5 protein-coding genes are annotated in these 6,882 nt (G+C 64.8%); 4 read left to right on the top strand and 1 reads right to left on the bottom strand.

The window, feature by feature from the left end; genetic code table 11:
• Window positions 1-13 precede the first annotated feature (13 nt).
• On the top strand, window positions 14-2,575 hold the full coding sequence (locus AC07PZ_RS29225; RefSeq protein WP_495298679.1) for an ABC transporter permease: 2,562 nt from the start codon (window positions 14-16) through the stop codon (window positions 2,573-2,575).
• A 41-nt stretch (window positions 2,576-2,616) separates the two neighbouring features.
• Window positions 2,617-3,669, top strand: a complete 1,053-nt coding sequence (locus AC07PZ_RS29230) for a lipocalin-like domain-containing protein (protein ID WP_495298680.1) — start codon at window positions 2,617-2,619, stop codon at window positions 3,667-3,669.
• 39 nt (window positions 3,670-3,708) lie between these two features.
• Here the strand turns inward: AC07PZ_RS29230 and AC07PZ_RS29235 are convergent, their stop codons facing one another.
• Entirely contained in the window at window positions 3,709-4,167 is a 459-nt protein-coding gene (locus AC07PZ_RS29235; protein ID WP_495298681.1) for an Lrp/AsnC family transcriptional regulator, read from the bottom strand.
• 148 nt (window positions 4,168-4,315) lie between these two features.
• Here AC07PZ_RS29235 and AC07PZ_RS29240 point away from each other — a divergent pair, with 148 nt between their 5' ends.
• Window positions 4,316-4,921, top strand: coding sequence for a glutathione S-transferase (locus AC07PZ_RS29240; RefSeq protein ID WP_495298682.1), 606 nt, complete (start codon window positions 4,316-4,318; stop codon window positions 4,919-4,921).
• 339 nt (window positions 4,922-5,260) lie between these two features.
• Window positions 5,261-6,574 (top strand): CAP domain-containing protein, encoded by a 1,314-nt coding sequence (locus AC07PZ_RS29245; RefSeq protein ID WP_495298683.1) that lies wholly within the window; start codon window positions 5,261-5,263, stop codon window positions 6,572-6,574.
• Window positions 6,575-6,882 lie beyond the last annotated feature (308 nt).

Below are 6,882 nucleotides of genomic sequence, written 5' to 3' on the forward strand. Positions count from 1 at the left end.
GCACAATCGAGACATGCGCGCCCTGCTCACCACTTTTTCCTGGCAGGAGCTGCGGCACCATCCCTGGCGCAATGCGGCCGCGGTCATCGCTGTGATGCTGGGCGTTGCGCTGGCCTTCTCGGTCCACCTGATCAACGCATCGGCACTCGACGAGTTTTCGAGCGCCGTGCGTGCCGTGAACGGGCAGCCGGATCTTGAATTGCGCGCAGCGCAAGGCGGCTTCGACGAAGCGCTGTTCGCGCGGGTCGCCCGGCACCCGCAGGCGGCGCTGGCGAGCCCGGTGGTGGAAACGCAAGCGGCAATCCTCGTCGACGGTAGCCGAGTCGCGTTGCGCGTGATCGGCGTGGACGCGCTGGTGCTGCCGACCATCGCGCCGGCGCTGATGCCGGTGCCCGAAAAGGGCGCCGCGCGCTTCGCGCTGTTCGCGCCGCGCCAACTCTTCGTCAACGCGGCAGCCCGATCGGCGATCGGCGCTTCGGCTCGGCAGGTCGAACTGCTGATCGGCACACGACGCCAGACGGTCGACATTGCAGGCAGCGTTGCCGCGAGCGGGACCGCGCTGGCCGTGATGGACATCGGCGCTGCGCAGGACCTGCTCGGGCTGCGCGGACAGCTCACGCGCATCGACCTGCGGCTGGCGCCGGGCACCGACCGCGCAGCCTTCGTGCGCTCATTGAAGACGTCCGCCGACTGGCCCGTGCACGTGCAGGTCGCCGAGCCTGGCGATGCGGCGGAACGGGTCAGCAACCTGTCGCGCGCCTACCGGGTGAACCTCACGGTGCTGGCATTGGTCGCGCTGTTCACCGGCGCCTTTCTGGTGTTCTCCGTGCTCGCGCTGAGCGTCGCCAAGCGTGCGCAGCAGTTCGCCTTGCTGGGCGTGCTGGGCCTGACGCCACGTGAGCGGCTGCGCCTCGTGCTGACCGAATCGCTGGTGCTCGGGTCGGTCGGCAGCCTGGCCGGCATCGCGCTCGGCACGGCGCTGGCAGCGATTGCGCTGCGGGTACTCGGCGGCGATCTCGGCGGCGGCTACTTCGCCGGCGTTGCGCCGCGCCTGCAATGGAACACACCCGCTGCACTGCTCTACGGTGCACTGGGCGTGGCAGCGGCGCTGGTCGGTGGCTGGTGGCCGGCACGCGCCGCGCAGGCACTGCCGGAAGCGCAGACGCTCAAAGGCCTGGGCGCGATGGCGCACACGCAAGGCGGCTACCGGCTGCCGATCGCCCTGCTGCTGGCGAGCGTCGCACTCGCCACGGCGCCGCCGGTGTTCGACATTCCCATCGCCGCCTATCTGTCCGTTGGCTGCCTGCTGGTCGGCGGCATCACGGCGTTGCCGTGGCTCATCGCGTTGCTTTACGACCGCATGGCGCCATGGTTCGCCATGCGCCTGCTGCCGCTGCTCGCCATCGAACGCGCACGCCGCATGCGGGGCACGGCCGCCGTGGCGGTCAGCGGCGTGGTGGCCAGCCTCAGTCTCGCGGTGGCACTGACGGTGATGGTGGCGAGCTTCCGCGACTCGGTCACGCACTGGCTCGACGTCGTACTGCCGGCCGACCTCTACCTGCGCGTGGCCGGCAGCGGAAGCGGTGACGACGACGCGGCCTTCACGCCGGCCTTCGTCCAGTCCGTCGCGCAGTTGACCGGCGTGGCACGCACCGGCACCCTGCGACTGCGCCTGCTGACGCTCGATCCGACGCGTCCGGCGGTCGCACTGATCGCGCGCAGCATGGACGGCGATCCGGGCCGCGCGCTGCCGCTGGTCGGCGTGCCCGTCCCGATCCCCGCAGGAAGCATCGGCATCTACGTGAGCGAAGCCATGGTCGATCTATACGGCGCGCGGCCGGGTCAAGCATTCCAGCCGCTGGCCGAAGCCTGGGCGCCCTCCAGCGCGTCGACGTCGCAGGCTGCCCCGGCGTTCTTCGTGGCCGGCGTTTGGCGCGACTACGTGCGCCAGTTCGGCGCCATCACGATGGACGTGCGCGATTTCGAAAAGCTCACGGGCGACCGCAGTGCGAGCGACGTGTCGGTCTGGCTGGCGGCCGGCGCGGATGAAGCGCAGGTGCAGCAAGCGTTGCGTGACCTGGCCGCGCGCACGCTCGGCAATGGCGCACCGATCGAGCTGTCGTCCGTTGCGCAGATTCGCGCCAACTCACTGCGCATCTTCGACCGCAGCTTCGCGGTGACTTACTGGCTGCAGGCCGTCGCCATCGCGATCGGGCTGTTCGGCATCGCCGCCAGCTTCAGCGCACAGGTGCTGGCCCGCCGCAAGGAATTCGGCCTGCTGGCCCATCTGGGCTTCACGCGCGCGCAGGTGCTGGCGGTGATCGCCGGAGAAGGCGCAGCCTGGACGGCGATTGGCGCCATCGCCGGACTGGGCCTGGGTCTCGCGGTGTCGGTGGTGCTGGTTCACGTGGTCAATCCGCAGAGCTTCCACTGGACGATGGACCTGTTGGTGCCCTGGCTGCGCCTCGCGGCACTGTGCGCTGCAGTGATCGCCGCCGGTACGCTGACGGCCTGGCTGGCCGGACGCTCGGCCGCCGGCCGCGACGCGGTGCTTGCCGTCAAGGAGGATTGGTGATGCAGGGCACGGGTCACGCGGGCGTCGTACCGCCTTCAGGCATGTCGCGACGCTTGCTGTTGATCGGCGCACTGGCCGGCTGGGGGATGTCGACGGCCCATGCCCTGCCGCTTCGCAGCCTGGTCTTCCCGCGTGATTTCGGCAGTCATCCCGATCTGCGCACGGAATGGTGGTACGTCACCGGCCACGCGGAGGCGGGCACCCGCAGCTTCGGCTTTCAGCTGACCTTCTTTCGCTCGCGTGTCGATGCGGCGCAATCGCTGGATTCCAATTTCGCGGCGCGTCAACTGATCTTCGCGCATGCGGCTGTGACCGATCTCGAAGGACGGCGGCTGTGGCACGACCAGCGCATCGCCCGAGCCGGTTTCGGTGTGGCGGAGGCAGGCCTCCAGGACACGGAATTGCGGTTGCGTGACTGGTCGCTGCAGCGCGATGGCGCCGGCAACTACACCGCACGGCTTCCCGCCGACGGCTTTCTGCTGGACCTTCGATTCCGGCCGACGCAGCCGCTGTTGCTGCAAGGCCAGGCCGGCCTGTCGCGCAAAGGGCCCGATGCGGAGCAGGCCAGCTATTACTACAGCGAGCCGCAACTGGCCGCACAGGGCGGCATCACCCTTCAGGGTCAACGCTTCGACGTTCGAGGCGCCGCATGGCTCGACCACGAATGGAGTGAAGCGCTGCTGCATCCTGAGGCCGTCGGCTGGGACTGGATCGGCATGAATCTGGACGACGGCAGCGCCTTGACGGCCTTCCGCCTGCGCCGAGCCGATGGCAGTGCACTCTGGTTCGGCGGGTCTCTGCGCAACGTGGACGGCCGACTGCGCACATTCGGTCCGAATGATCTGGATTTCAAAGCCGAAAGGCGCTGGACCAGCCCGCGCAGCAACACGACCTATCCGACCCGATGGCGCCTGCAGACGCCCGCAGGCGTCTTCACCGTGAACGCCCTTCTGGACGACCAGGAACTCGACAGCAGCAGCTCCACCGGTGCAATCTACTGGGAAGGCCTGAGCGAACTGCTGGATGCCGGTGGTCGACGGGTAGGCCGCGGCTATCTCGAGATGACGGGCTACGCGCAGCGGCTGCAGCTGTAGCGAACCGCAGCGCTGCTGCCGTCCGATGCACCGATGCGCTCAGGCGTCCATGTGGCGTGCAGCAAGCACGGTTGCGACCTTGCGCACCGGGCTCGACAGCACCAGCGAGGTCGTGACGGCGCCGTATTGCGCCAATGCGTCGACGACACGTTCCAGGTCCTGTGGCTCGGAGATCGCGCATCGCACGATGAAGCAGTCCTCGCCGGTCACTCGATCGGCCTCGAGCACCTCGGGCATTTGTTCGAAGAGCGCAATGTACTTGCTGATGCCGGCGTGCGTGGTCTCGATCCGGATGATGGCCGTCAGTCCGACGCCGATCGCTCGCAGATTCACGCGGGCGCCGTAGCCTTCGATCACGCCAGCCTCCTCGAGCTTGCGGACGCGCTCACTCATCGCCGGCTGGGACAGCCCGATGCGCTTGCCCAGCGCCGCGAGGCTCTGGCGCGCGTCGAGTTGCAGCGCTTCGAGTATCTGCCGGTCCTTCTTGTCCAATTTCACGATGGCTCCACGAAAGCAGGAAAGCGACCGATGACTCATCGGTTTGCCAGGCCGGATTCCGATGTGTACGCATGGGCCGGCGCAGCTCGATTCTCTATCGTCGATGCGCTGTACCCATGGTGGGTGCACCTCTTTTCAGGAAGCTTTCATGGAACTCATCGGCATGCTCGATTCACCTTACGTTCGGCGCGTGGCCATCACGTTGCAACTGCTCGACATACCCTTCGTGCATCGGCCTGTTTCGGTCTTCAGCACCTTCGATGCCTTCAGTCGCATCAATCCGGTGGTCAAGGCACCCACGCTCGTCTGCGCCGACGGTCAGGCGCTGATGGACTCGACGCTGATCATCGATCACCTGGAGTCCGTCGCTGGCCGCAGCCTGATGCCAGCCTGCCGCGATAACCGACTGCGCGCGCTTCGCATCATCGGACTGGCACTGGCGGCATGCGAGAAAACGGTGCAGATCGTTTACGAACATGGGCTTCGCCCGCCCGAAAAAATGCATGCACCCTGGCTGCAGCGCGTGCAGGCGCAGCTCGCAGCGGCATACCAGGCACTCGAAGAGCAAATGACGCGTTCGGCGCTGGCAACCGGGCTGTCGATCGATCAGGCCGGAATCACTGCCGCAGTCGCATGGCACTTCACCCAGAAATTGCGGCCGGGTGATATCGATCCGCAACGACATCCCAGGTTGGCTGCGCACTCTGCAGCGGCAGAGCAGTTGGAGGCATTCAGGGCCATGCCTCACGCCTGACGCTGATCTCAGCGTTGTGCCGCCTGCGGGTCCCTTGCCCGCTGTGACGCCTGCGTGGGTGTCGGACTCTGGAACGGCGGTGGTCAGCCGCCTGTTGTTGCGCCGCGCCGTTTGCTGTCTCTTGACTTGAGCTTCCCATGCAATCGGCTGATTGGGGCCGGAAGGCGAGTCGTGGCCGCCCAGTCTGTCTACGTGAGACCCAACGCTGAGGTTCTCTCACTTGACCGCCGGCGACTTCTCGCAGGTGAGCAGCCTCAAGCGGTGGCTGTTACATCTTGAGTTGAATCTCTTTTAATACTTTAGTCGTACAAATGGATTCTTCAATCTGACGACTTTAGTATGCATTTTAATGTTCAGCTGGCGGCGCTTTTCTCGCGTCGCTTCCCCGGCGCCGGTTCTATCCTTCGCGGTTCAGAACGCAACCGCTGCACGACCCAGACACCGTCCCCGAGCTTCGTCAAGGACGTGCCACTGGCATGCTCCGCCGCACGGAAAGATCTGGGACTGTTCGGTGGCGGGTTTGCGATTTCATCCAGCCAACGTCGAGCGCTGAAGCAAGACACCGTCTTGCGCGCCGCACTTACCGTTGCGGCAGCCGCGATCCTTGTCGCTTGCGGAGGAGGAGGTGGGGGTGGCAGCGACAGCAGCGTCGCCTCGGCGAGCGTCGCTCACAGCGCAGCCGCGTCCACACCGTCAGAGGTCGATGTGGCCTCCTCCTCGGAAGACGCGGAGGCAAGCGCCGCAGCACCCGCTACGACGCAGGCTGTTCCAGATGCAATGACACTGCGAACAACGGATACGGCCGCCCTGCGCACAGCCGTGCTGCGGACACTGCAGAACGAGCGTCAGCGCTGCGGGTTTAACGCGCTGACCTCGGATACAAGTCTGGACCAGGCAGCGTCCAGCCACAGCGCCTATTTGGCCAATGAAATCTCGAATGGCAGAACCGGCTCGCATTCCGAAACGCCTGGGACAACGGGCTTCACAGGTGAGACGCCTACTGCGCGCACCAAGGCAGCTGGATACGATCCGCGCGCGGTCAGTGAGGCATTTGCACACTCGACCGTGACGGCAAGCGACGCTGCGGTCGCCAATTCGCCGATGCCAACAGATCGGGCGGTTTCACACACCGAGTTTCTGCTGTCGACCGTGTATCACATGCTTGTTTTGTTGGCGCCGCGACCAGACCTGGGCGTGGGGTATTCGGAGCAACGAGGCAAGGATCTATTCACCCAAGTGACGGTGATGGAAATTGGTGTCAAGTCCAACGTTTCCAATTCCACGCAATCAGATCTCCTGACTTACCCATGCGAGGGCACGACAGCCGCGCGAGCCTCTTTCGTCCCGTCGAAGGAGACACCCAATCCCATGCCCAGCGTCGGCAGCGCTGCCATCGGCACGCCGTTGTATCTCCGTGCGCCTGAAGGCAGTGTTCTGGTGCTGACGAGTAGAAGCATCATTGGTCCTACGGGCAACAGCGTTGCAACCACGACTCTAGATTCGACCAATGACCCCGAGCAGCGATTGACTAAAGCGCAGATTTTTGTTCTCCCTCAAAGCACGTTGACCAAGGGTGCCAGTTACCAAGTCAGTTTTACTGGAACCATAGACGGTAAGGCGTTCAGCCGAATATTCAATTTCAAGCCGGCTTGATTGCTTTCCAAACAAGGGGATTTCACATAGTCAACTGCGATGCCAAGTTGAATGAAAGAGATCCCTTGTCGGCTTTTTTGCGTTGAATGTCGTGTATTTCGGCACCCCGTGCTGCGGATAGGTTTCTATTCGCGCATATCGGAGCTATGTGCTATTGGTTCTCTTGGAGCTGTCGATATCGGGCCTGGCGCGTGAGGAAGGAGAGGTGATCCTGGACAGTTCGAGGTAGTGGGACCGGGCGTGGCGCACGGGTGGGTCTGATTGCCTGCTTGGGGGATGTGATTGTTTTTGCTTTTCGCAATAACAAA

This window comes from Variovorax sp. GW821-FHT10B04, from assembly GCF_059415645.1.